The organism is Paenibacillus sp. P4_E11 (assembly GCF_056401635.1).
Genome location: NZ_JBFUIX010000016.1, coordinates 17,800 through 41,236, shown reverse-complemented (window position 1 = coordinate 41,236; position 23,437 = coordinate 17,800). Strand labels below are relative to the sequence as shown.

Genomic DNA, 23,437 nt, shown 5'->3' with positions numbered 1-23,437 from the left:
CTGTACAGGATGGCACCGTTTTGTGCTTGTTCGATGGCATTTGTGCTTCTGATTGTACTTATGTTACTGCTCGTCTTTAAAGGCAGTGCCGAGCGAGCTGTAACATGAAATATGAGGCTGTCGATTAACTGTGGACAAGGGAAGTGGAGAGTGAAAAAGAGGACCCTGGCGAGTTTTGGCTTGAACCTCCCACCGCTGAATCTCTTATACAATCAAGGAGGTTCAAACAAGATGTTTGAAACCCGGGCCCCCCACAAAGTACTCGGAAATACTACAGAGCTTAGCTTCACTTTGTGGGGATGACTAAGGGTCCTTTTTCACTCGGAACGGCCGTCTTAGCCTCTATCAACAGTTAATCGACAGCCTCAATATCCGCACACCGCCCGCCTTACTTATCATGCAAAGTACCGAGTGATTCGCCCATCTTGACTTTAGAACCGACCTGCAAGTCGGCTCGAGGGGTCAAGATTCCGGTCTCGGTCAACAAGACGACCGTCGAGCCGAATTCGAAGTACGCAAGGTCGCCGCCTCGTTCGAGCCGATCAGGCAGCGCTTCCGAGTAGCGGATGCTGCTCACATTCATCGCACCGACCTTCACGACCGCGATCTCTCCGTGCTCATGCTCGATGTAGGTGATCAGTCGCTCGTTGCGGCTCAGCACGCGTCTCATCTGCGTTAAGCCAAAATCATTGACAGGATACACCTTGCCCGGCACATGTTCTTTTTCCAATATAAGGCCCGAGACAGGAGCATGGATCCGGTGATAGTCGGTCGGGCTCAAGTAGAGGACATAATAGAATCCGTTCTTGTAGTTCACCATACGAGGCGACTGGTTGAGCAGCTCCTCAATCGTATAATCCTGCCCTTTCACGTTCAGGAGTTGACCGGACTCGATCCGTCCGATACCGGTAATCAAGGCATCGACCGGACTGACCAGGGAGTCGACTGCTTCATGAATCGGCCGTAAGCCTGGCTTCAGCCTCCGCGTGAAAAATTCATTCAGCGAACGATACTCACTCACCGCCTTCTCTGCATCATCCAGTCGAATACCATACAGCTTGGCGAAACGGGGGATTAGCAGACGGCTCACGCTCGATTGGGCGAATGCACCGGTAATGCTGGAAATCCATTTTCGGGAGGATAGCTCGGTTAACAATCGGAAAAAGGCTTGATTCATCATTTTCGCTGGGAGTCACCTGTTTCTTCGTATCAGTAAGTTCATCAGCCTTATATTGACACAGAAGCCGCTCTAAATCAATAAGCACCCTAACAAAAAACGACCCATTCTGGGTCGTACTACCTGTTTGTTTCTACAGGTCATTTTCCACTTTTGCCCACCCTTCATCTGGAACAGGCAATCGCTTCTTCAAGTATTCTTTACAAGTAAGGCAAGTTGTAGCATTAACGCTGATTGGTGTTGAGTTTCCTGAAAACTTGATGCATTGAATGGGTGTCTTGTCATCGGGGTCGAGGGCGATTTCAACGCAGAATCGGCAGTTGGCTACGAGCTCTCTCGTAACCGACAATGTCAGATGTTTGATCCGGTTCAATTCATCCATCGAGAAGGCTCCCTTGCGCTCAGGCATCATTGAAAAGAACAGCCGCTACCGGTGGCAGCGACTGACTCGAATGAGCAGCCCGGCTATCATAGAACCTGAAGTCTGTACCAGACGTCCGGCTCGGAAGACCCGTGGATTTGCGTCCCCGCCTTTCGGACGGGTTTGCCTTTTATCAATATTTACGAAACATCAGGAATATAGTACCATATGGAATGAGAACTTGTCACTAATTGTAAAAAAGGACGAATAAGGAGCTGTTAGTATGCCATTGGTCGATATGCCCTTAGCACAACTACGGGAGTACAAGCCTAGCTTGACGAAAGAAAAGGACTTCGATGCGTTCTGGGAACAGGAATTGGCGAAGTCGAGCGCGATCCCATTAAATGCCCAGCTCACTCGGATCGATTATCCGGTCGCATCGGTTGACGGATACGATATTGTGTATGATGGTGCAGACGGAACGAAGGTGCATGGCTGGTATGTCGTGCCTAAGGAAGCGCTTGCAAAACGGCCGATGCCGGTTATCGTACGTTACCACGGCTATAGCGGGAGTCGCAGCCGAGTCTATGAATTGCTGCAATGGTCAGCTATGGGTTATGCTTCGCTGACTGTGGATACTCGCGGTCAATCCGGTCTCACGCCGGACCGTGCTTCCTACAGTGCCGGAAGTGTAGGCGGGCATATGACGAAAGGGATTCTGGACCCGAATGAATATTACTTCAAGCAAGCTTACTTGGATTGCGTACGTGCGATTGATTTCGTATGTTCGCGTGAAGAGATCGACGCTTCCCGGATTGCGGTATGCGGGAACAGCCAGGGCGGCGGATTGACGTTAGCCGTAGCGGGGCTTGATTCTCGTCCGAAGGTAGCTATGCCGGTGTTCCCTTACTTGTGTAATTTTCAAAGATCGGTCGCCCACCACGGAGCCGGGCCTTACAGAGAAATTATCGACTGGTTCCGCCGTTACGACCCCGAGCATGAGAAGGAAGAGCAAGTGTACCGCACACTCAGCTATTTCGATGGGATGAACCTCGCTACTCGGATTAAGGCGAAGACACTGATGGCGATTACGCTGCAGGACTTGATTTGTCCGCCTTCTACTTGTTTTGCCGCCTATAACCATCTGTTAACTGATGTGAAAGAAACTAAGATTTATCACGATTATGGACATGAAGGACTCCCGTTCCATGAGGAAGCTATGATGAGCTTCGTGGCTAAGCACTTATAAGATTTTATTACTAGTACAACGCAATTGACAAAAAGAAAATGCATGTTAAGATAAATGTGTCACTGGGGGAGCCTAATAAGGCTGAGACTGGATGCTCGCATCCTAGACCCTTTGAACCTGATCTGGTTTGTACCAGCGTAGGGAAGTGGAACGCACTCATTCGAACAGCTGTCGAATAGTCATCCACCTTCTAGCGAAGGTGGATTTTTTTGTTCCCTCTCCATGACCACGTATGAACCCATTACAAAGGAGCGGTATTCTTATGTCCAAGAAGTTGAAGTTGACGGATATTCTCGTCACAATCGTGATCGCCGTCGTGTTCGGCATCGTGTACAAATTATGGTCCCCGCTGTATTATGCGGTAAAGCCCTTGGGCTTCCAACTCGATCAACTGATCTACCCCATGTGGTTCATGGCGGCAACGGTCGCTTTCCTCATTATCCGCAAACCAGGTGTAGCGCTGCTAGCAGAACTTGCGGCTGCATCTGGCGAATTCGTGACCGGTTCGGAATGGGGCGTTTCCGTGTTCATGGCGGGTGTATTGCAAGGGTTGTTCGCAGAGCTCATCTTCGCCGCTTTTCGTTATCGGAAGTATTCCGTCAGCGTCGCTTCTCTGGCTGGAGTCGCGGCGGCCGTCGGTTCCTTGTTAATGGATTTGTACTATAACTATATCGACGATCTGTCGGTGTGGAATGTAACCTTACTTCTTGTGTGCCGAATGGCCGGTTCCATCGTGATCTGTGGAGTATTCGCCTACTACTTAGTGAAAGCACTGGAAGCGACAGGTGTAACGAATCTGGTTCGTCCCCCTAGTCGAGCGGATTACGATCTGCTTAATCGACCATGAGTGAAGTAGCGGCAGTCGAGAAACTTAGGCTTGCTTTTCCCGGTGGAGAGTCGCTCTTGTTCCATGATCTATCTCTGTCGGTGCAGGTTGGTGAGAAGGTGCTGCTCCTCGGCCCGAGCGGATGCGGAAAGTCTACGCTGCTGCAAGTGTTGACCGGGATTATTCCGAATTCAGTAGAGATGCCTGTCAAGAGTGAGCGTCAGCTGATCCCGGTTTCGTGGGGCTTCGTATTCCAGGATCCGGATACCCAGTTCTGTATGCCATATGTCGATGAGGAACTAGCATTCGTATTGGAAAACTTGCAAGTGCCGCGTGACCAAATGAAAGGGAGAATCGAGGCGCTGCTTGCGCAAGTGGGCTTGCGCCTCGATTCTATTCATACCCCGATCCAGATGTTGTCGCAAGGGATGAAGCAGCGGCTCGCGATAGCATGTGTGCTGGCTCTTGACCCGGATGTCTGGTTCGTGGACGAACCTACAGCTCTGCTGGACGAAGCAGGGACGAAGCAAGTATGGGATACACTTAAGGCGGCGACAGCGGGCAAGACGCTGATAATCGTCGAGCATAAGATCGAGGAAGTAGCCGATTATGTGGATCGAGTCGTTGTGTTCAACGCGAATGCGACGATCATCGCTGACGGGGCTCGAGATACCATCTTCGCGCAGATGAGGCGAGAGCTATCGACGGATGGGATATGGCTGCCAGGTATATGGGATGATTATTTGGGTAGCGAACGGTATCGGCAGCTCATGCAGAGTAGACAAGATCAGATTCCTACACTTGAGCCGTTATTATCCGTTCATCAATGGTCAGCTTACCGTGGGAAGAATAGGAAGCTATTCGTGGAAGAAGCGCACGTACACTCAGGGGAGTGGATCTCGATTGTGGGCGAGAACGGGGCGGGCAAGAGCACACTGTTGCTCGCTATGCTCCAGCTCGTTCATACGACAGGTACGTATAGCTTGCTCGGACAGGCCGTTACCCACAAGTCCGGCATTGCGGCTCGTGAGCTGGCACTCGTGTTCCAGAATCCGGAGTACCAGTTCGTCACCAATTCCGTCGAGGCGGAGATTGCCTATACGTTGCAGACGGCTCATGTCCCGAAGCCGATCATCGAACAGCAAGTAGAGCTGACGCTGGAGGAGTTCGAGCTTACGCATCGCCGTCACCATCATCCGTACCAGCTCTCGCTCGGCCAGAAGCGACGTCTTAGTGTCGCGGCTACCGCAGTGAAGCAGCACCGGGTATTGCTGCTGGATGAACCTACATTCGGTCAGGATGCGCGCAATACATTCGCCATCCTGGAGAAGCTGGAACGCCACCGTCAGGGCGGTACTACAATTATGATGGTCACGCATGATCCGCATATCGTCACACACTTTTCTACAAGAGTCTGGACGATTCGCGCAGGACAACTGGATCGGGATGTGCTGGTGGACGAATATGCCAGCACGTTAACCGAGCAAGAAGGAGGCCTGCAGCTATGGACATAAAGTGGACGAATCGTGAAACCTGGCTGCACCGGGTCAATCCCTCCTTGAAGCTGCTTGCGGCGGTGGCGATCTTCATTGCGGTGCTCGTTCAGCACAACATTAATGTGTTGTTGTACGGAGCAGCCATTCCGCTGCTGCTATATGTCACCTCGACCGGTCAATCTGGGAAGCGCTTGGGGTTGTTCAGTCTTCCGACTATAATACTGGTCATATCTTCGATGTCCTCCATGATGTTCTATGGCTTAGGGGATAAGACATGGTTTGAATGGGGACTGATCCGTATCTCGGAAGAGAGTTTCTATCGGGGGCTACATATTGGGCTCAAGTCCCTGCACTTTGCCTTGATCGGCATGCTATTCGGCTTAACGACGAGACCGGTCGCGTTGTTCTACTCGCTGATGCAGCAACTGAGGCTGCCTGCTCGTTACGCATACAGCTTCATGGCGGCCCTTCGCTTGCTGCCCATGATGTTCGAGGAATTCCAGACGCTGCGCCACGCGTTGATCGTTCGGGGGGTGCCGCCGCGCAGCAGTTGGAAGGCGCCGTTCGCAACCCTGAAGGCGTACGCGGTGCCGATGCTAGCCCAAGCGATCCGCCGTGCCCAACGTATTGCCGTGGCGATGGAAGCGAAGCGATTCACTTCGGCTCGAGCCCGGACCTATTACTATAAGATTGGATTCTCACAGGCTGATATTTGGTTCGTTGTGTACTGGCTCGTCCTTGGTGCAATTGCGATTCAACTAGGTTGGCATAGTCCACTCTTGTCGATAACGGACGTTCGTTACAACGGTTAGCGGGTTGAATGGGTTAATTGGTTGAATAGGTAGCGAATATACACATAGATTGGGGAGAGAACATAGATGAAATTCACCGAACAACTTCGCCTAGAGGCGAATGCAAGCTGGGAAGCCAGCTTCGCTCATCCGTTCGTGCAAGGCATAGCCGACGGCTCGTTGTCGCTCGATTGCTTTCGCTATTACGTTCTGAATGACTCGTACTACTTGTCGGTCTTCGCTCAAGTGCAAGGCTTAGGCGCGGCCAAGGCGCATGACCTGCACACATCAGGCCGGATGGCGCTGCACATCCAGGGCACATACAACACGGAGCTGGCGATGCACGAGAAATTCGCCCGCCTGCTGAACATTACGTCGGAGGAGAAGGCGGCTTTCCAGCCCTCGCCGACGGCCTACGCTTACACTTCGCATTTGCTGCGAGCTGCTTATACGGGTCATCTAGGCGATATTGTCGCCGTCATGCTGCCCTGCTACTGGCTGTATCTGGAGATTGGCGACAAGCTGAAGGGAGCGACGCCTGATGAACCGATCTATCGGGAATGGATTGGCACTTATGGGTCGGAGCGATTCCGGGAGACCGTGCAGGAGCAGATCGATCGTCTGGATGCGATAGCTGCCCAAGTCACGGAATACGATCGGGAGCGGATGAAGCGTCATTTTCTCATCAGCAGCCAGTATGAGTACAGCTTCTGGGAAATGGCCTATCGGTTGGAGAAATGGCCGATCTAGTCGCAGGAGCATACCCGTATTAGCGAGAGGAAAAGTGTCCATGCTTGTAACGAGGTGATAGGCATGACATTCCTGATCGTGGCGGGCACCATCGTGTTCCCGTTCATTCTGCTAGGCTTGCAATGGTTCTCCTTCAAAATCAAGATCGCGATGGAAGTGTTAGCGGTACTATGTGCTTTTGTTGTGGCAGGGAAGATTGCACTTGTCGTGGAACAATCAATTGCTAACGGTACTATTTTTACGACCGATGTCCATAAGATATTGCACAACGGCCTGTTTCTATGGGCAAGTTCGTATTTGGGGTTATACGGGTTGTATCGGCTGCTCCTGCATGTAATAAGGGAGTACCGGATGTCTTAGCGGTTACGTCTGCATTCGAAGAAACCTAGTCATCGTTGGCTAGGTTTCTTTGTCCTGCTTGAAAACAATTGACGAGACAGAAATGATGACTTATGATAAATTTGTATTATATAATAATACAAATTATGAGGAGTGATCTTATTTATGGATCGTTACCAGTTATCCCAAGAGCAAAAGCAATCCTACAAAGACAGAGGCTACTTGATCGGACTGCCGCCGGCATTCAGTGAAGACGAGATGGTGAAGCTGAATGCAGAGCTGCAGGAGCTGATGGCTCATCTTCAAGGAGACGAGAAAATGATGGTCATCCGCGAGTGGCATATGTCCAGCCGTTGGTTATACGATGTTTGCACGCATCCGCGGATTCTGGATTATGTGGAAGGCATACTCGGACCTAACTTCTATATGTGGGGCTCACAATTTTTTGCCAAAGCACCGAACACGAAGGACACCGTAGCTTGGCATCAGGATGCCTATTATTGGCCGCTGCACCCTCATAACTCGGTAACGATCTGGCTGGCTTTTACTGATGTAGGTTTGGACAATGGGGCGATGCAGGTCATTCCGGGCAGCCATAAGGCGGGGCTGATCAAGCATAAGAGTATATCCGGCGATTCCGTGCTAACGCTTGAGCTGGAGCAGGGTACTTTCAATGAAGCGGATGCCCAGTCGCTTGTTATTAAAGCCGGGCAAGTGTCGCTACACGATGATGCGATTGTGCACGGCTCTCCGGCCAATACCTCGGATCGTTGGAGAATTGGGTTAACGGTCCGCTATTCCGGTACGAATGTACGCTGTGACCTGTCAAAAGCTCCCCAGTTCAAAGCTTATCTGGTTCGCGGAGTAGACGAGTTCCAGCATAACCCGCAAGGGGTCATACCGACCGAACGTTTCGCCAGATTGTCGCCCGAGGATCATATCAGCAGCACAGACGAGGTATAGAACCAAGACGCAGATTAGACCTGAACCGTTAGGAGGCTGTTGCGCTGAGTTTCGATTTGTGTTCCAATAGGAAGCATGTAGAGTGAAAGGCTGGTTGTAGCCAGATGGCGTTGTATCTCACACTGAAAGACCAACTGTTGAAAAATATTATAGCCGGTACGTATACGAACGGATTCGTGCTTCCGACCGAGCATGAGCTGTGTGAGACTTACGAGCTTAGCCGCGTGACCGTGCGCAAGGCATTGGACGAACTGAAGAAGGAAGGCCTCATTGCGAGTGTGCAAGGCCAGGGAACTGTAGTTGCCCGACGCAAGGGAGGATTCCAGAGCTCGCTCGATCTGATCGCCCTGGTTGCCGCTGTTCACAATCCTTTTTTTTCCTCCTTTATGGAGCATTTCGAACGAGCGGCAGAGGAGAACGGTTCCCTCGTTTTATTCAAGCAGGATTTTCAAGGTCGTGCGCTTCAATCCGAAGAGCTGTTCTTTCGGCTAGTTAAGAAAAACATCCGCAATATCGTGTTTTGGCCGCAGACGGAACAGATAGACTTTGCTCTGCTGAAGCGGTTGAGGTCAGTTGGCGTGAATATGGTGTTCTTCGATCAGATGTACGAGACCGATGTCGCGGATATCGTCTGCGTAGATAATCATCATGCGGTGGTGTCGCTGTATGAGGAGATGCGAACGCGCGATCAAGCGAATATCATCTTCATCGGGTATCATGGGATGGCTCTTCCGAGTGAGCTGATGAGGGAACGGGCTTTCCAGGAAGTGAGCGGAGGCGAAGGACGCATCTACACGATCCCGTGGGGAGGAGAGGTTGAGCGGGAGACGTTCCTTCTGTTGGAGCGGCTCCGGCAAGAGCAAGTGTTGCCCGCGGGGATACTGTGTTGCAATGGTCCGATCGGATTGGCTGCTGCCAAGTATCTGCACAACCAGGGACTCGAAGGTAATGCATTGTCCGCAATCGATTATCTTCCGGAGATGGTGAACTACTCGATCACGGTGTATGAGCAGCCGATGAAGCTGTTGGCCGAGAAAGCCTATCAGCGGCTGGCTGCGCAGAACAATCAAGGCGAGTTGTGGCAGGCTAGCAGCTATGAGCTTCCGGGCAACGTTATCCGGTTAGGAAGCTAAATGGACGGATTCGGTTACGAATCCGTCCATTTATCATTAGAGTTTAAGTTCCTAGAGCCCTGCATAAGGGTGTCCCCAAGCGCCTAACGAAACGCCTGTACCAGAGGATCTTCTGTGGAACAGGAGAGGATGACTTGGCTTATGGGAACGAGATTCCCCTATGTTATGCTAATTTGTGCGAAAAGAGGGACGGAAGAGAACGTCATTCCGCTATTTCGGCTTTTCACCTACATTTCGACTGGAAACCAAGCTCATAGCGGAATGACGTTCCTCCTCAGAGTTGAAATCGAATGAAATTGGGAGGATAGCGGAATGATGTTCCCTCTTGAATAATTCGACTCCAAATCGACGGTTCCGATAAACTTGAAGTACGATCCGCCAAACCGAGCGCCGAGCGCATTGAAGGACGTTATTTCACTTCTGTGCCAACTGAGAGATTTGCTCCAGCATCGATACGTAGTAGCTGCCATGAGCGACGAAGTCATCTGGTTGCAGCATGTACTGTACATCTCTACGTATTCCGCTGTCCTCCTGCCATTCTACTCCAGAAGCCAACACCTCGTCCGCATTTCCCTGGAATAGAGCTAGCGCATCCGACAAGCGGATCTGCACCAACCCAGCTACTTCGTCCAGTTGAGGCCGGTAAGCCTCGAAAGGTAGATCGCAGAACAGCAGGTGCACGTGGCACAACTCCCGGTCCACAATATGGGCCGTTTGTTGTTCATATCGCACGACACCGAGGGGGATCAGCTCGTCCATCGTGACATCGATGCCGAGCTCCTCCTGAGGCTCTCGGATACCATCCGCTATCATTTCTCCAGCTAGCAGATGTCCGGCGGATGTGATGTCGAATTTGTTCGGATTCGTATCTTTGTTGGAGTGCCGTTTCTGAAATAGCAACCATTCCTCGCCATGCTCACGCTTCAAGATCCAGCAATGAAACGTCTGGTGCCAGTAACCCTTGGCATGCGCAACACTTCGAGCGGCAACACCAAGATGAACACCACTTTCATCATAAATATCAAGTTGCTCTTCATGCGTATCCATCGTCGTCATGGTAGTATGTATTCTCCTCGGCCCTTAGTGATCGTCAGTTTCTTCTCCCTTTGCAGGGGAATGCTTCGTAAATAACATACCAGAAGCATTTGCCCATGTGAAGATGAAGTTCCTTCGTATAAGGACCGAAGTATTCCAGCAGCTGATCCTCCAACACATAGGGATTCGAGCTTTGTTGTATCAATTCACCTCCGTTCCAATCTGCATGTACTTGGTCAGCCATGAAGACGGTCGCTCCATAGCTGATCCGTTCATGCAAAGCGTTCAATACACTTCTAATCTGAAGCTCTGGAGTTCGAGATAGCCAGAAATTCCCCAACCCTGCATTGTAGTGACCAGGAATCGTTGCCAAATCATAGTCCATCGCTGAATAGGCGATATCGACTGATGTAATCCGGTTCACAACAGGTAAGGCCCACTCCGTCCAATGTCCTGATGCGTATGCAAGTTCGAGCACATCCTTCTGATGAAGTGCCTCCCTCATCGCTTCTTCCAAGTTCAATAACTCTTGACGCCTCTCGCTATCGTCCTGGGCCGAGTTACGCAACCATGCGAATGCAAAGGCCTGATTACCGAAGATTGACCGCATGCATCGTCCTCCTAACTGGGATAGTAAAGACGTACCTTGCTACATTCTCTTAGTAGGATCTTGGTGTCTGTTACGTTCAACTGGCTGCTGTCTCTTGTGCTTGCGCTGGCGTCTCATACGAATTTCCAATACGATGCACAATGCAAATGTCAGAAGGCCAGCGAGTAGGACCCATCTGAACATGGGGTCGTTCACAGACATAAATAACATGAGCGCTCTCCTTTTTTGATGGAAACCATCAGGAATTTCCATATAATACTAGCATATATTTCAAATTATAACCTAACAATAGAATAATCTTCAACATTATTTTGAAGATATTTCAAATGTTTTATACTGGGGGTCAGAGGTGAGACTGGCATGACATTCGGCGCCCGATTGAAGAAAGCCCGTAACAGCAAACGAATGACGCAGCACGAAGTTGCAAAGATCCTCGGATTGAATTTTACGACGATTTCGAAGTATGAAAATGATAAATCGCAACCCGATAACGATACCCTGCAAAAAATTTCCCAACTCTACGATGTTTCGCTGGACTGGCTGCTCCTGGGCGAGCTGAAGCCGGTATCGGATGAACCGTACGGGAAAGCGAAAGTGTATATTGACGGTCAGATGGAGGAGCTCACACCAGATGAGGCGAACCATCTGAAGGACAGTCTGGAGATGTTCAGGCTGCTGAAGGAGAAGCGCGCCAAATATGATAGCGGGAATGGAAAGGCGAAGCGGTGAGAACTGCTTCGTTTTTGTTTTGCGCATTAGATGGCATAGAATCTCTCTATGGCTAGGATCGGGAATTTCAATTTCTACTATCACAACGCAGTCGTTATGATAGTAGAAAAGGAAAAGTCCCCTAGAGGAGGTGGTCGTATGGCCGGGAATTCATTCGGCGAGATGTTCAGAGTGACCACATTCGGTGAGTCGCATGGTGAGGCGGTCGGTGTCATTATCGATGGGGTGACGCCTGGTGTTGAACTCGATCCTGCCTATATCCAAGTGCAGATGGATCGAAGAAAGCCGGGGCAATCCTCGGTTACTTCACCTAGAAAAGAATATGATCTTGTAAGCATTCTCTCCGGTATGTATGAAGGGAAGACAACGGGAACGCCGTTGTTCGTTATCTTATACAATAAGGACATGAGACCGGAGGCGTACAATGACATCCAATTCGCTTTTCGCCCGGGACATGCCGACTTTACTTATGTGAAGAAATACGGCATTCGGGATCATCGTGGCAGCGGTCGAGCTTCAGGTAGAGAAACGGCAGGTAGAGTAGCCGCTGGAGCAGTGGCCCGTAAGCTGCTTGAACGTCGAGGGATCAGTGTCGTCGCTTATACGCAAGAGATTGGCGGCATTGCATGTACTGCTTTTGACGAGGATGAGATTGAACGTAACGCGGTCCGAGCATGCGATCCGGCAGCGGCGAACGAGATGATAGCGATGATTGAAACGCTCGCGAGCAAGGGGGATAGCTGCGGAGGTATCGTCGAATGCCGGATAAGAGGCGCGATTGCTGGCTTGGGCGAACCTGTCTTCGATAAGCTCGATGCGGACTTGGCGAAGGCGATGCTCTCGATTGGAGCGATCAAGGGGATTGAGTTCGGGGAAGGTTTCGCGGCTGCCCGCATGCTCGGGAGTGAACATAACGATGCCATGGATGCCTCTGGATTCATAAGCAATCACTCCGGTGGGATTATCGGTGGAATCAGCACAGGTCAAGACATTGTGTTCCGCGTGGCGGTTAAACCGACCTCCTCCATAACCGTTCCGCAATCAACCATAGGGGTGAACGGGGAAGAGCGAGTCATTGTTACTGAAGGCAGGCATGACCCATGTATATGCCCCAGAATTGTTCCGGTTGTGGAAGCTATGGCCTGCCTTGTAATTGAGGATCACTATAAACGCCAGGCAGCTATGCTGGATGGCTAATTAAACAAACAACGAGCTCAGCGCTCTCTTATGTCTAAGAGAGCGCTGAGCTCGTTGTCGTCTTACGGGGCTATCGGAATGGTCATCTCCAATTCCTTGATATAATTCGGAACAGGCAGCTCTCTCGTTACGACAGTGAGCTTCTGATCCGGGCGGAAGGCTGGAAATTCACGTATGAATTTGTAGTGGATCGGATCTACCGTCTCGGTAGGCTTATCCAACCGCATATGCTTCTTTCCGGATTCGTCCTCCATCCATAGCTGCGTACTCTGCATGAAAGGTTGGACTCCTTCGGTCTGGTAATGGATCAACGTCTTGTCTTTGCGATACTCCACCTGCGTGATCTTCAGCGATCCGCTAGGTCCTTGAGATAGTAAGAGAGGGTGGCTTTCATCGGGTGCTTGTTCCAAGGCAACTCTAGTTTCTTTCAGAGGTTCGGTCGTAAGCGTGTTTAGGATAGGTCGAACCGTGACCGTCTTGGGAACGTCTTGGACCGGACCGAACATTTGCTTGAAGTCCATGATTTCATCGTCGCCTTCGGTTCGTCCACCGCCACTTCCTCCTCGGCGTTCGAACACGGCACCTTTGTCGTCCACAAGCTCGTAGTCGATGAATCGCTGGACTTGCTTCGGCTGCTTAATCTGTAGATTCAGCTCGGTTGCACTCGGAGTGAACGTTATTTTGTTCACCGTCAGGGTAAGGTCGCCCGCTGTTCGGGTCGTCATGGGAATGACGACTTTGTTGCTGGACGCCATCTTACGAACTGGGAAGCTGAACTGCCAGCGACCATCCGTCGTTCCGATGCGTTGGACGGTTACCGTGAGCCGGAATTTGTCAGGCAGCTCCTTCTCCGGCGTTATATTCAGCACGCCCGCATACGTGTGATCGTCAATCCGGCTGCCCGAGCCGCTGCCTGGAAAATGCATAGGCGTCCCATTGATGGCATATTCCACGTCATCCAGCTCTTGAATGCCGCCAGGCGATTCCTGCACATATCCGACCGTTAGCCGGGACCCATCATACATCGTTTCCAAGATTCGCAGAGTGATTCCCTGATCCGTAACCGACTGGTTAATGTTCGATACGAGGCCACGCTCATCTGCCGTCTTCAGCCCCAAATCGCCTACGATGCGGAACACCGATTCCAACCCGGGCACCTGTCGCAAAGCCATGGCAAAATTAGGAGAGACGAAGGCCGATCCGACGATGCAGCCTGCCACCATAGCCGCGGCTGTGGATGCCCATAGGACCGTTCGAACCGGTTTCTTGCTGTGCTGCCGTGCAGGCAGATGCTCCAACGTTTGATCGATCCGGCTCAGGACTAACTCCGGCATCTCGGCTGGACTGTTCCTCAGCAGCTTCGTTAGTTCTATATCTATGTTAACAGGATTCATAGCTGATCTTCCTTTCGTCAGGTCCTTGGAGGTATTCGGCTAGTAGCAAGCGAGCCCGGTGAAGTCTTGACTTGATTGTTCCCTCCGGCGTTTCTAACACCTCCGCGATTTGCTTGAGCGGCATATCTTCATAATAGTGCAGCTTCACCACGAGCCGCAGCGTCTCTTCGAGTCGATTGACCGCTTCAAGCAGGTCGATGTTCTCGTAGTTGTCGACAGTCGTCACTTCCAGCGGCAGATTGTCCGACGGGACGGTCCGCTTCTCTCTGCGCAATATTTGATTGCACTCGTTGATGAGAATGCGGAACAGCCATGTTTTGAAGTAATCAGCTTCTTTGAGCGAAGGCAGCGCCTTCCAGGCTTTGAGAATCGTTTCTTGAATGGCGTCGGCGCAATCCTCGTCATGCTTGACGATTGATCGAGCCACACCGTAGAGACTGTGTTGTGCCACCCGGATCAGTCTAATAAAAGCTTCCTTGTCCCCTTTGCGGGCAAGCTGGATATCTGGTACTAGCTCCTGCAAACAGGCATTCCTCCTTGTCGTGTTGCGGTTTCGAATGCATTCTAAGGATTAGATGGAGGAGCAGGGTTCCAGGTTCGCGTGGAGGGAGAGAAATTTCAACCTATTATCTGAGATGAGCTAAATTGCATGCTATAATGAAATAACATTACTGGATTCGGGCTGACTACCTCTGATGAATTTTAGGAGGACACATGATTACAACCTTTGCTATGATTGTTTATACATTCATTAGTTCAATAGTAATTTTCAGATTGATAAAGAACGGTGCAAAAAGATACAACAAAGAGAATATTGGATTATTACTATTATCAGGAATATTGATTATGAGTTCTGATGTTACTATGTACGTAACGATCGGGTTGGGCTTCATTACAGTCACGTTATTAATTGTATATGTAGCATTGCTGGTTCATGGTAATAAAGTGGGTTAGGGAGTGCTGTAAGGCGATTGAGTCGCTTATAGCTCTAGCCCCCACTCTCGTAGCAAAGAAGGAGCTCGACCGCGCCATGCGGTCAAGCTCCTTCTTTGTGTGTGCTCCTACTTTCGCTTCATCTCGAAAAATTCGCAAGCTTCCCTCGAATGGTAGGAGACGTCGCTGACCCCGGCTTGAATCACAACGGTGCGCTCGTCGAAGCGCGTAATGACCGCTCCGGAATCCACAATATGATCGTGCTGGAACACACGGACAAGCACTTGCTTGTCCAGCGCTTCCTGAAAATCCTGATCGGTCAGTAATCGGCGGTTATTGGCCATCGTGCATCGGTCTCCTAATCTTGAACAAACCTATACCTAATTGTATTGTATCAAAAGCGGACGTGGAAGGAAAAAAGCGCCGTTGAACGAATTAGCTAATTAAGCGGACTGTGCATCCCGATGACGAATCAGGGTAAGCAAATACAAGGGCGCTTGGGCGCCAACCGGTACAATGACCAGCGGACTCATGCTACTGGCCAATCGGATGCGTACATCGACGCCTTCCATCACGCGCATAATTTCAGCCATATATTTGCTGTTCAAATAAATCGTTGCAGGTTCTCCGTTCATGCTCAGCAATGGAACTTCAGCGACTGCATCGCCAATGGGACTGGACACGGTGCTGATCCGCAAGAAGGATGCAGATACGGTGGACAACCTGACAAGATGATCTTCTCCGGCCAGTAGACTAACTCTTTCCAACGCTTGCAACATGGACGTAGAGCTCACCGTGATTTCGGTCGAGCACGACTGAGGTATGAGCTTCTCTGTGGGAGGGAACGTTCCGTCCAGAAGCACCGACAGCAGTTGGAAGGAGGGATTGCTGAACCGGATCTGATTACGGCTGATCGACAGTTCGGTTACCTCATCTTCGTTGTCCAACATTTTGCATAATTCGGAGAGCGTCTTGCCAGGAACGACGACTTGAATGGGCGACCCAGTAACAGGCTCTGTGGGGAGTTCAACGGTGTGAGAAGCTAGCCGGATGCCATCCGTCGCCAGGAATCGAAGAGCGCCAGCATCTACACGGCATAGCACCCCGGTTAAGACGGGTCTAGCTTCTGAGGTCGAGACGGCGAAGGCCACTTGTCTTACGGTTGATTTCAACAAACGATTGGGAAGCTGTATGGTGCAATCGAAGGAATCGGGTCGAGGCATGACAGGAAACTGTTCAGCTTCCATCCCRCACAAACGGTATATGGTGGAGTCGGAACGGATGGTCAGGATTAGCTGCTCATCGGATTCAATCACAACATCGCCGTGAGGGAACTTGCGGAGCATCTCCAACATGTAGCGAGCTGGTATTACAATACGGCCTGGCTGGGCCACTATCTGGCTCCTCTGATGGGAATTCACTGCCAGTGGAATATCGACTTGAATTCGCATCCGTGTACTGCTAGCCGTTAGACTGAGATGATCGGAATATGCTTCGAGCAACACGCCTGCTAGGATCGGGAGCGGACTGGAAGCTTCGACAGCTCTGGTCACATGCTGGAGCGCCTTCAGTAGATCATGTTGGGATAAGATGGCGAACATCGACTTCACCTAGCTTTCGGATTATTAATTGGACATGATCTGTTCAATCATCTTTCGGATGACTTCGGATTTGGTAGATTGCTCAGCCAAGACCCGCTGTTCCAAGGCATCCCACATTTCTTGTGGCAAGGTAATAGATACTTTCTTCGTGATTCCGATTCGTTTCCGTCCGGCTCCCGGTCTAGGCCCGCCCTTAGTTAGCAGAAGGCTGAGCTGGCCTTCTTGGTTAGGAATGAATAGCTTCGTTTTCGTTTGCTCGTTCGACTTGGTCAAGTTGTCAGTCCTTTATTTTTGAAATAGGTAACTTAAATCATGATTATGTATATCTTTACTTTAGCAAAATAGTTATCGGCTGGCAATGGCGGTAATGTAACAATAAATATTTGCTTTCGATGTCCAAAAAAAGTTCAAGTCAGCATCAAACCTAATAGACGGAAGAAAAGGAGGGACGTATGAATCTTGATCCCCACGAACTTGGTGAAGATAAGCTCACAGCACGGGCTCAGCAAGGCGAAGTCGAGGCGTTCGAGCAGCTGGTTCGGCTGTACCGGGAGAAGGCGTTTGGAATTGCGAAGCGCATCGTTCGGGACCCGGTGACCGCCGAGGACGTCGTACAGGAGGCACTGCTTCAGGCTTACGTGCATATCACCCAACTGACGGACGTGGAGCGGTTCGCGCCGTGGTTAAGTCGAATTGTCCGCAATCAGGCGCTCATGCAAGTAAGGAAGACGGAGCGTTCGGCGCCGGAGATGCTGATTACTATCATGGCTGGACGAGAAAGAGGGCAGAAGGATGGGGCCGAGAGTGGCGCTTCCTCGGATGTGAACTGGGATGATCTTGACCATATCCTGTACCATATGACGCGCTCGAAACCGCAGCTGGGCAGTTTCGTTGAGCCAGAACGGGAGCTCATGCGGCGGGAATTGTTCGTGGCTGTGCGCAGTATGATGCAAGGCTTGTCCAAGCGTGAACGCGATGTGTTCGAAGCGCATTTCTTCGGGCAGTTGAAGCCGCAAGAGATCGCTCACTTGTTCGATATGACGGAGGGAGGCGTCTACAAGCTGCTGACCCGCTCCCGGCAGAAGGTGAAGATGGAGCGGGTACGCCATTACTTGCGTGAACGAATCGACGAGTCGGATTCCGAGCATAAGGCGAAGGTTCATCTTCCGCTGCGTGTGCCGAAGGACGGGTGGCCGTCCAGACTGAACTCGTTCGCAGCTTGTGTACATCTATCGCTGCTTCACCGCGGTGCAAGCGAGTGGGTTTTGAGTGATGTGATAGGCTTGACCGGTCAGGCGTTTCGATTGAATCTAGAGGCGGGTCGAATCGATGTATCTGGGCCGCTTATGTATTTCTGGGAACCGGTTTTTGCGCAGGGGGTCAAGCCACTAGGGCTTCGCTTCCAGCACGTTGGGGACGGCGGACTGCCGCCAACTGCGTATATGTTGGGCGAAGCCGTTGCCCACGCTCGAGAAGCGATTGGCGAGGGGATACCGGTTATTGCCTGGGACTTGGGCTCGCCGGAGTTCGGGCTGCTTGTCGGGTACGACGACAACAGTCAGCAATTCACGGGAGTTGATGGCAAAGGAATGCATACGTTGTCCTACGACCAGCTTGGGCGGGGCGGAGCTGGTGGGTTGTTCGTGATGATGCTGCGGCCGATAGCGAAGAAGCCTCCCTTGGAGGAAGCGTTGCAGGGCGCACTGCGGATGATCATCGCCCATGCTTACGGGGAGCCGACGTTCCCAGGCTATATAGGCGGATTGGCCGGGTATGAAGCGTGGCAGACGGCGATAGTGGATGGAACGGCAAATCCTCTGGGCAATGCGTACAATTTGCGCGTCGTTGCTGACGCGAGAGAGCATGCGATCCGTTTCTTGCGCCGATTAACTACCCGTATGGGGAAGGAGCGGAATGCGTTGTTGTTTCGTGCGGAGGGGCATTATTATGAGGCGGCGAATTGTTTGGCTCAATTGACACATCTGTTTCCTTTTCCACAGGGAGGCCATCTTAAGGATCGTGAATCGGCTCGAGAGGCGGTTCGATGGTTATGTCAGCTTAAGGAACATGAAGAAGCAGGCATAGAAGCGTTAGCACGGTTGTTACACCAGTTGGAGAAGGAGTGAATGTTTATGAATAAGTATGCAGCACAATCAGAAGTGGGTTCCGGTCCCGTCCATATTCCTGTATTCAGTGGGGGGCAGACGATTGATCGGCTTATGGCAGCACCAGCGAGTACCCCGGTTCGAACGCCCGATGGCATCCAATTCACGGATTCGTTCGGTATTCATACCGCTTGGACGGAGCGGGAATACAAGACGCCTATGACTATTGAAGCGACTGTGATGACGGACAGTACGAATATATGTCTCGTATACGCCAAAGGTAAGATCATTCTGAATTGGGACCGGCGCGAGGATTTGCTGCATGTAAGGCACCCGGCTACGGGCCAAATCTTCAATATAGAGGGGGCCGGGCATGTCCCGGTCGGGCGTTGGCATTACGTCGAGTGGATCATCGCGGAGGATGTCATGCGCCTACTTGTTGATGGCGAAGAACGTTTCCTGTTGCCGGGCAATTACCGGGGGCTATCCGGTAAAGTCGGGATTCACACGGGTTGGCGGGCGAACTTGTCGGTCGGCTCGCTTGAAATCACGGAGCGCTACCCGGTTGCTAGAGAGGGGGAGGAAGTACCGGGAGTCATCGTGCTGCAAGGCTATCAGGCTGTGCCAGAAGCACTGTCCTCAGTGGGCTGCCTACTTGGCGCGATGCAAACGTACAACCGGTATGCGGACCGGGCAGCGCTCGTCGGAGGACTGGGGATTGCATTCCGGGTTCCTGCGCTAGATGGGCAGGATTCGTTCGACATGCTCGAACCATCGACTATTGAGCTTGCTCGTGTGTTTGGGCTGGAGTTGATCCGTTGGGCAGGCGTGAACGAAGTAGGCGGGGCAAATGGAGTAGTGGACGGATCAGGATCAGGATCAGGATCAGGATCAGGCGTAGTCACAGCCAAAGCGGACAGATCAGACAGCGATCCAGTAGGAATAGCTTCCTTTATACGTGGCGCACTGGCCGAAGGATTGCCTGTATTCGGCCAGCTTGCGGAGGGGGAAGGATATGCCGCAATTACCGCGATTTCGGGAGTGGAGTTGACGGTGGAGAGCGGTGGCCGGAGGCGGCGGGTCAGTAGTTCAGAGGCTGCCGGGTATGCCGGAGTACAGATGTATGCGGTCGGGTCCCTTGCGCCGATGTCGGCAAGGGAAGGGGTGATTCAGACATTCCGCCATGTGGCTGACTATTTCGCGGAAGTGGGGGAGGTCCTATATCGGGCTTGGTTATCTGACTCGCGTATCGACTCACCTGCCGATTCACTTCCCGATGCACAGCAAGCCAAGGAACGTTCGCTAGCCGCTATAGTTGCTAGTTGGTGTGAAGCCCGTTCTGTTGTTGTGCACTATCTCGAGCAACAGAGTGAACATGTCGGTGACTCGTGCTCCGGTCTGTTGGAGGAGGCGATTCGATTGTATCAGTCTACAGCGGACTCACTCGCCAAGCTTGACCTGAATCAAGCTGTTGAAGCAGAACGAGAAGCTGCTAGAATGCTCGGCGTAATAGCCGAGAAGCTAGCGGGGAAGAAGCAGCTAGCAGGCTTGAATGTGCATTATACTAGCTGCATCTCCATGTTCAATACGTTCATGGGCGTATTGAAATATTACAATATCCCCTGCACAGAATCGTGGATGAAGGGGGCAACCGGGCGGGCGTTTCAGTTCGCGATCCAGGAACAGGTTAATGTTCACGATATATGCTTGCCGATCCCTGAGGAGCGGATGATTCAACTGTTCGCCAATCTGGGACTAGAGATTGATGGAATCGAAGGCAGGGCGCAAGGCAAGGCTTACCAACAGTTGCTTCACCGGGCATGGGACGGTACTCGCGAAGCGATTGATGCCGGTCTAGCCAGCTTCGGACGTTCTGTCGAGCATTCGGGTGGAGAGTATGCGCTGCTCGTCGGGTACGATCAGGACGGTTATTACACAAGCGGATGGCATGGTCGATCCGCAACCGCGATTCCATGGAACATGTACGGATTAGGGCAATGTCAGTGCCAACCGTGCACGATCCGACGTAACGATTGGCGGACAGAAGGCCCAGTCAAGACGGTTTGCCGCTGCAATAGCTGCCAACACATTCAACGTCACGGTACTTATACGACTCCCCAGGAGGAAGGAGAGGTTCGGGTTTACTGGTCTCGTCCAGCTGAGCCTGCGGATGAGCGGACCATCGTGCTTGACGCGTTAGAGTTCGCAGTGGAGTTCGCGAAACCCGACGGCCCCTGGGCCAAGCCTGGCATGCGTACGGCGGCGGAAGCGTATGATACCGTCATCCATGCGCTGGAGAAGGGCAAGATGGATGGCTGGTACCTCGGCCTGCATGCCAACGGCTGGCAGGAGCTACGCTATCACGCCTGGCAATTCCTGCTCGAAGCGAAGCAGCGACTGACCGGCGACATTGACGCCGCCGATGAACTAGACGCCGCGATTGCTGCAGCGGAACGGTTGCACCGCCATTTCGCCCGATTGTTCGAAATGTTCCCGTGGATGCAGCCGTTCGGGCCGATTCCAGACACCGAGCGGCGAAATGCGGCGGCCGAGCTGCTGCGGGAGGCGAAGAAGGCGGAGATCGCCGCGCTGGCCGCTTATGAACGACTAGTAGAGCGATTACAAATGTTCAAAGGTCCGCTGTAGGGCTGTCTTCTATGAATGGACGTACACAAATCCTGTAAATGTAAAAATCCTGCGAATGTGCAACATTTTTAACGAATTAGTTAGTTTTATGAGGAATCCTGCAATAGTACATTAATTTTAGTCAGAATTCGCCCGCTAAGATCGATTCAAGCAGAAATCATGTATATTTGCAGGATTGTCCCCAAAACACAGGGAAAATACAAAATAATGATGTACAATTGCAGTTTTTTCGCTCCACAAGCCCTGTATTACGATCGACTGAAGGGTGAAGCCATAGGCTGATCGCGGCTGAGCACATGCGCAGCAGGGTGATGCACCATTCAGGTCGGTGGGCGACGTATAGGATCATACTTGAACATTTCTTCGAGCTTTATTAGCGTTTTTCACACGAATCGAACAACTCAAGTTAGAAGTAAATCAATTTATTTTGCTACAAGATGGAAAAGCCAATAGTCTGTGATTCTCAGGAATATCCGTTGCTATTTCCACAATAAAACTCCTCCTACGGTAGGGTCCATTAAAGCGGATGTTTGTATAGCTCAATCACATTGCCATCGGGATCTCGTAAATGAGCGACTCTAGCATTCCAGTCCTTTCGATCATAAGGCTCGTTAAGGAATAATACCCCTTTATTTTTCAAACCGATGCAAACCTCATCGACTTGATCCACCTCAAAACTGAGTAAGAATTTCGATTGTGACTCCACGTCGATCGGAAGATTTCTTTCGCCGATGACTTCGGATATTTGTTGACGGGAAAAGATTTCGATTTTAGTTTCGCCGGTATGAAACGATGCGAACTGCATCCCCTCAACGTACGTTCCTAGTGAAAACTCCATCACGTCTCTGTAAAACGCCACACTCTTATGAAAATCATTGGTAATCAATCTGATTTGCGACAGCTTCATTGGTTCCACTACCTCTCTCTACAGAATGGCAAGATTGTTCTTTGCCTAATGTAACAAAATCACGAAGGCCTGTATTGTAAAAACACGATAAACTTCCCGTGATTAGTGATACAGTTCAGCATGCCGCTCACGAACTTGCTCACTCACAAGTTCACAAGGTAGTGATCTTCCTGTGTCGCTTGCGGTGTTCGTTCGGGGTCATGCGGGTTTCGGTCTTGAACGTGTGGTAGAAGTGCGAGAGGTCGTTGAAGCCAACAGCRGAGGCGACCTCCGTAACGGAGAGCGGCGTATCCATAAGAAGCCGCTTGGCGTGATCGATTCGTAACAGCGTCAAGTAGCGGTTCACGGAATGACCGGTCCATTGCTTGAAATGAACGTACATATGGGATCTGGAGACGTTAAACTGTACATTCAGCCGGCTGACCTCGATTGGTTCAGCATAATGGTCGGCAAAGTATTGAAGAATCCGTTCCGCCAAATGCAGGGGACCCGTGTTAGATTCGTACTCGTTCTGGGTGGTTATCTGCTCACGAGCGAGCAGAACGAACAATTCGCCCAGCAGATGGATCATGGCGGACTCATAGTAGGGAGGCTTATCGGCAATTTCTCTTGCAAGCTGAACAAGCGTATGCTGGATAGAGGATACCTTAGACACAGAAAGCTGCCAGTGCAAGGAAGCGGACTCGGATTGGATGAACAGACTGTGGAGGCAATCGGCTATGGCGGRCATCGTATTGACCCATGAATGGATATAGTTCTCATCTATGGAGAGTACGAAACGATGGATAGGCTTCGTTCCGGAGACTCGTGCCCAATGCAGTACATGGGGCCTCATAATCACGAGCATACCTGGTTGAAGCGTGTACACTCGGTCTCCTACCAGCAGTCTGCCCTCACCTTGCAAGCATACATAAATTTCGTAACCGCGATGGGAATGTCTGTGATCTTGACCAATTACACCGTCACGGAAATGACAATGGACTGGGAAATCGTCCAGCAGTTGATTCGTTACAGTATCCAGATATAATTCGGAAGTATCCGCTTGAAACGCCATACGATCAACTCCGCTGTTCAATGTGTAGGTATCATTGTATCATAACGTGTGGGGACGGGAGTCAGCTGTTTGGACAATTCCCCATAAAAAACAATCAGAAAACCAAGTCAATTTTCATTAAATCAGTTACATTGGAAGAAA

The 23,437-nt window shown here is 51.2% G+C and carries 23 protein-coding genes and 2 riboswitches; of the genes, 12 read left to right on the top strand and 11 right to left on the bottom strand.

The annotated features are described in order from the left end of the window. Positions 1–388 precede the first annotated feature (388 nt). Together asd and AC1DWB_RS09085 are read right to left on the bottom strand one after the other, a co-directional pair. Positions 389–1,177 carry an archaetidylserine decarboxylase gene (gene asd / locus AC1DWB_RS09090; protein ID WP_477540764.1) on the bottom strand — a complete coding sequence of 263 codons (789 nt, stop codon included), beginning with the start codon at positions 1,175–1,177 and terminating at the stop codon, positions 389–391. Between the two features lie 133 nt (positions 1,178–1,310). After that, a complete protein-coding gene (locus AC1DWB_RS09085) occupies positions 1,311–1,559 on the bottom strand; it encodes a hypothetical protein (protein WP_477540732.1) in 249 nt (82 codons plus the stop codon). Positions 1,560–1,629: 70 nt separating this feature from the next. Further along, positions 1,630–1,736: riboswitch (cyclic di-GMP riboswitch) on the bottom strand. Between the two features lie 85 nt (positions 1,737–1,821). On the opposite strand from AC1DWB_RS09085, the gene AC1DWB_RS09080 reads away from it, so the two are divergent. The 8 genes from AC1DWB_RS09080 to AC1DWB_RS09045 all read left to right on the top strand — a co-directional run bounded on the left by AC1DWB_RS09080 (position 1,822) and on the right by AC1DWB_RS09045 (position 9,085). Then, the gene (locus tag AC1DWB_RS09080; RefSeq protein WP_477540731.1) at positions 1,822–2,787 is read left to right on the top strand and encodes an acetylxylan esterase; all 966 of its coding nucleotides are present in this window, start codon (positions 1,822–1,824) and stop codon (positions 2,785–2,787) included. Positions 2,788–2,841: 54 nt separating this feature from the next. After that, positions 2,842–2,948: riboswitch (TPP riboswitch) on the top strand. Between the two features lie 101 nt (positions 2,949–3,049). After that, entirely contained in the window at positions 3,050–3,634 is a 585-nt protein-coding gene (locus AC1DWB_RS09075; protein WP_477540730.1) for an ECF transporter S component, read from the top strand. Then, positions 3,631–5,127, top strand: coding sequence for an ABC transporter ATP-binding protein (locus AC1DWB_RS09070; RefSeq protein WP_477540729.1), 1,497 nt, complete (start codon positions 3,631–3,633; stop codon positions 5,125–5,127). The genes AC1DWB_RS09075 and AC1DWB_RS09070 overlap by 4 nt, the downstream gene beginning before the upstream one ends. Beyond that, complete coding sequence (locus tag AC1DWB_RS09065; RefSeq protein WP_477540728.1) at positions 5,118–5,921, top strand: energy-coupling factor transporter transmembrane component T family protein; 804 nt, start codon at positions 5,118–5,120, stop codon at positions 5,919–5,921. The genes AC1DWB_RS09070 and AC1DWB_RS09065 overlap by 10 nt, the downstream gene beginning before the upstream one ends. Before the next feature lie 66 nt (positions 5,922–5,987). After that, positions 5,988–6,650 (top strand): thiaminase II, encoded by a 663-nt coding sequence (tenA, locus tag AC1DWB_RS09060; protein ID WP_477540727.1) that lies wholly within the window; start codon positions 5,988–5,990, stop codon positions 6,648–6,650. A gap of 63 nt (positions 6,651–6,713) precedes the next feature. Beyond that, a complete protein-coding gene (locus tag AC1DWB_RS09055; protein WP_477540726.1) occupies positions 6,714–7,010 on the top strand; it encodes a hypothetical protein in 297 nt (98 codons plus the stop codon). A 144-nt stretch (positions 7,011–7,154) separates the two neighbouring features. Next, on the top strand, positions 7,155–7,952 hold the full coding sequence (locus tag AC1DWB_RS09050; RefSeq protein WP_477540725.1) for a phytanoyl-CoA dioxygenase family protein: 798 nt from the start codon (positions 7,155–7,157) through the stop codon (positions 7,950–7,952). A gap of 104 nt (positions 7,953–8,056) precedes the next feature. Beyond that, positions 8,057–9,085, top strand: a complete 1,029-nt coding sequence (locus AC1DWB_RS09045; RefSeq protein WP_477540724.1) for a GntR family transcriptional regulator — start codon at positions 8,057–8,059, stop codon at positions 9,083–9,085. A 414-nt stretch (positions 9,086–9,499) separates the two neighbouring features. Here AC1DWB_RS09045 and AC1DWB_RS09040 read toward each other — a convergent pair whose 3' ends face one another. Together AC1DWB_RS09040 and AC1DWB_RS09035 are read right to left on the bottom strand one after the other, a co-directional pair. Next, a complete protein-coding gene (locus AC1DWB_RS09040; protein WP_477540723.1) occupies positions 9,500–10,141 on the bottom strand; it encodes an NUDIX hydrolase in 642 nt (213 codons plus the stop codon). 34 nt (positions 10,142–10,175) lie between these two features. Further along, positions 10,176–10,730, bottom strand: a complete 555-nt coding sequence (locus AC1DWB_RS09035) for a hypothetical protein (RefSeq protein ID WP_477540722.1) — start codon at positions 10,728–10,730, stop codon at positions 10,176–10,178. A gap of 360 nt (positions 10,731–11,090) precedes the next feature. Here AC1DWB_RS09035 and AC1DWB_RS09030 point away from each other — a divergent pair, with 360 nt between their 5' ends. After that, positions 11,091–11,459, top strand: a complete 369-nt coding sequence (locus AC1DWB_RS09030) for a helix-turn-helix domain-containing protein (protein ID WP_477540721.1) — start codon at positions 11,091–11,093, stop codon at positions 11,457–11,459. 138 nt (positions 11,460–11,597) lie between these two features. Next, positions 11,598–12,656 carry a chorismate synthase gene (aroC, locus tag AC1DWB_RS09025; protein WP_477540720.1) on the top strand — a complete coding sequence of 353 codons (1,059 nt, stop codon included), beginning with the start codon at positions 11,598–11,600 and terminating at the stop codon, positions 12,654–12,656. A 62-nt stretch (positions 12,657–12,718) separates the two neighbouring features. Here the strand turns inward: aroC and AC1DWB_RS09020 are convergent, their stop codons facing one another. The 5 genes from AC1DWB_RS09020 to AC1DWB_RS09000 form a co-directional block, all read right to left on the bottom strand. Beyond that, on the bottom strand, positions 12,719–14,050 hold the full coding sequence (locus AC1DWB_RS09020; RefSeq protein ID WP_477540719.1) for a DUF4179 domain-containing protein: 1,332 nt from the start codon (positions 14,048–14,050) through the stop codon (positions 12,719–12,721). After that, positions 14,037–14,573, bottom strand: coding sequence for a sigma-70 family RNA polymerase sigma factor (locus AC1DWB_RS09015; protein ID WP_477540718.1), 537 nt, complete (start codon positions 14,571–14,573; stop codon positions 14,037–14,039). Before AC1DWB_RS09015 ends, AC1DWB_RS09020 begins: the two co-directional genes overlap by 14 nt. Before the next feature lie 538 nt (positions 14,574–15,111). After that, the gene (locus tag AC1DWB_RS09010) at positions 15,112–15,327 is read right to left on the bottom strand and encodes a hypothetical protein (protein ID WP_477540717.1); all 216 of its coding nucleotides are present in this window, start codon (positions 15,325–15,327) and stop codon (positions 15,112–15,114) included. A 99-nt stretch (positions 15,328–15,426) separates the two neighbouring features. Beyond that, entirely contained in the window at positions 15,427–16,584 is a 1,158-nt protein-coding gene (gene dnaN, locus AC1DWB_RS09005) for a DNA polymerase III subunit beta (RefSeq protein ID WP_477540716.1), read from the bottom strand. Between the two features lie 24 nt (positions 16,585–16,608). After that, complete coding sequence (locus tag AC1DWB_RS09000) at positions 16,609–16,857, bottom strand: ribbon-helix-helix domain-containing protein (protein WP_477540715.1); 249 nt, start codon at positions 16,855–16,857, stop codon at positions 16,609–16,611. A 179-nt stretch (positions 16,858–17,036) separates the two neighbouring features. On the opposite strand from AC1DWB_RS09000, the gene AC1DWB_RS08995 reads away from it, so the two are divergent. Next, entirely contained in the window at positions 17,037–18,710 is a 1,674-nt protein-coding gene (locus tag AC1DWB_RS08995; RefSeq protein ID WP_477540714.1) for an RNA polymerase sigma factor, read from the top strand. 6 nt (positions 18,711–18,716) lie between these two features. Beyond that, a complete protein-coding gene (locus tag AC1DWB_RS08990) occupies positions 18,717–21,335 on the top strand; it encodes a hypothetical protein (RefSeq protein WP_477540713.1) in 2,619 nt (872 codons plus the stop codon). 517 nt (positions 21,336–21,852) lie between these two features. Here AC1DWB_RS08990 and AC1DWB_RS08985 read toward each other — a convergent pair. Next, on the bottom strand, positions 21,853–22,242 hold the full coding sequence (locus AC1DWB_RS08985) for a VOC family protein (RefSeq protein WP_477540712.1): 390 nt from the start codon (positions 22,240–22,242) through the stop codon (positions 21,853–21,855). A 151-nt stretch (positions 22,243–22,393) separates the two neighbouring features. Beyond that, the gene (locus AC1DWB_RS08980; protein WP_477540711.1) at positions 22,394–23,296 is read right to left on the bottom strand and encodes a helix-turn-helix domain-containing protein; all 903 of its coding nucleotides are present in this window, start codon (positions 23,294–23,296) and stop codon (positions 22,394–22,396) included. Positions 23,297–23,437 lie beyond the last annotated feature (141 nt).

Coding starts and splice junctions, on each gene's coding strand:
- AC1DWB_RS08990 (WP_477540713.1), top strand. CDS start 18,717: ATGAATAAGTATGCAGCACAATCAGAAGTGGGTTCCGGTCCCGTCCAT.
- AC1DWB_RS09020 (WP_477540719.1), bottom strand. CDS start 14,050: ATGAATCCTGTTAACATAGATATAGAACTAACGAAGCTGCTGAGGAAC.
- AC1DWB_RS09030 (WP_477540721.1), top strand. CDS start 11,091: ATGACATTCGGCGCCCGATTGAAGAAAGCCCGTAACAGCAAACGAATG.
- aroC (WP_477540720.1), top strand. CDS start 11,598: ATGGCCGGGAATTCATTCGGCGAGATGTTCAGAGTGACCACATTCGGT.
- tenA (WP_477540727.1), top strand. CDS start 5,988: ATGAAATTCACCGAACAACTTCGCCTAGAGGCGAATGCAAGCTGGGAA.
- AC1DWB_RS09075 (WP_477540730.1), top strand. CDS start 3,050: ATGTCCAAGAAGTTGAAGTTGACGGATATTCTCGTCACAATCGTGATC.
- AC1DWB_RS09065 (WP_477540728.1), top strand. CDS start 5,118: ATGGACATAAAGTGGACGAATCGTGAAACCTGGCTGCACCGGGTCAAT.
- AC1DWB_RS09035 (WP_477540722.1), bottom strand. CDS start 10,730: ATGCGGTCAATCTTCGGTAATCAGGCCTTTGCATTCGCATGGTTGCGT.
- AC1DWB_RS09045 (WP_477540724.1), top strand. CDS start 8,057: ATGGCGTTGTATCTCACACTGAAAGACCAACTGTTGAAAAATATTATA.
- AC1DWB_RS09040 (WP_477540723.1), bottom strand. CDS start 10,141: ATGACGACGATGGATACGCATGAAGAGCAACTTGATATTTATGATGAA.
- AC1DWB_RS09085 (WP_477540732.1), bottom strand. CDS start 1,559: ATGGATGAATTGAACCGGATCAAACATCTGACATTGTCGGTTACGAGA.
- AC1DWB_RS09055 (WP_477540726.1), top strand. CDS start 6,714: ATGACATTCCTGATCGTGGCGGGCACCATCGTGTTCCCGTTCATTCTG.
- AC1DWB_RS09070 (WP_477540729.1), top strand. CDS start 3,631: ATGAGTGAAGTAGCGGCAGTCGAGAAACTTAGGCTTGCTTTTCCCGGT.
- AC1DWB_RS08985 (WP_477540712.1), bottom strand. CDS start 22,242: ATGAAGCTGTCGCAAATCAGATTGATTACCAATGATTTTCATAAGAGT.
- AC1DWB_RS09080 (WP_477540731.1), top strand. CDS start 1,822: ATGCCATTGGTCGATATGCCCTTAGCACAACTACGGGAGTACAAGCCT.
- asd (WP_477540764.1), bottom strand. CDS start 1,177: ATGAATCAAGCCTTTTTCCGATTGTTAACCGAGCTATCCTCCCGAAAA.
- AC1DWB_RS09010 (WP_477540717.1), bottom strand. CDS start 15,327: ATGGCCAATAACCGCCGATTACTGACCGATCAGGATTTTCAGGAAGCG.
- AC1DWB_RS09050 (WP_477540725.1), top strand. CDS start 7,155: ATGGATCGTTACCAGTTATCCCAAGAGCAAAAGCAATCCTACAAAGAC.
- AC1DWB_RS08995 (WP_477540714.1), top strand. CDS start 17,037: ATGAATCTTGATCCCCACGAACTTGGTGAAGATAAGCTCACAGCACGG.